Origin of the sequence: Vibrio genomosp. F10 str. 9ZD137, from assembly GCF_049974785.1 — a bacterium.
Taxonomy (GTDB): Bacteria; Pseudomonadota; Gammaproteobacteria; order Enterobacterales; family Vibrionaceae; genus Vibrio.
In genome coordinates this window covers 1-561 of sequence record NZ_JBNGCJ010000156.1, presented here as the reverse complement: position 1 = coordinate 561, position 561 = coordinate 1, and the positions used below count along the sequence as shown (strand labels likewise).

Genomic DNA, 561 nt, shown 5'->3' with positions numbered 1-561 from the left:
CGGGAGGCGGAGGCGGTGGTATAGCTGTAACCGTTGGGGTTTCCATTGCTGAGAATAATATAGATAGCAATACCCACAGTTATATTAAAGGCGTGAACACGCTTGATAGCTCGGGTGGTGTTACCGTTAGTGCTACTAATACGAATGATATAGATGCGACTTCGGTTGCAGCGACCTCTTCAATTGCGGGTGGTGCAGGAGGAGGGATCAGTATCAGTGGTGCGGGTGCAGCGGCTGACAATACTATCTTTGGAACCACACTCGCGTATGTGGAAAATAGCCAAGTAGACAGTGCATCTTGGGTCGATCTTAATGCGTCTGATACGTCGAATATCAAAGCGGAAGTCGTGGCGGTCTCAGCATCGTTGTCTGGCGGTAAAGCCGGTGGTATTGGTATTGCGATAGGAGCAGCATTGGCATCGAATACGATTGGTAACAATGCTCATCGTCAAGCTGTACGTTCGTATGTCAAAAACTCTGGAATCACTACATCGGGTGCACTCACTTTAGATGCCATTGGCAACATGACCATTGAGTCTACGGTTGCTGCTGGTAGCATGG

At 48.8% G+C, this 561-nt stretch carries 1 protein-coding gene; it reads left to right on the top strand.

The window, feature by feature from the left end; all coding sequences use genetic code 11:
* Window positions 1-561 (top strand): hypothetical protein (locus ACP45E_RS01970; protein WP_141707182.1); only part of this gene is annotated, 561 nt, incomplete at both ends.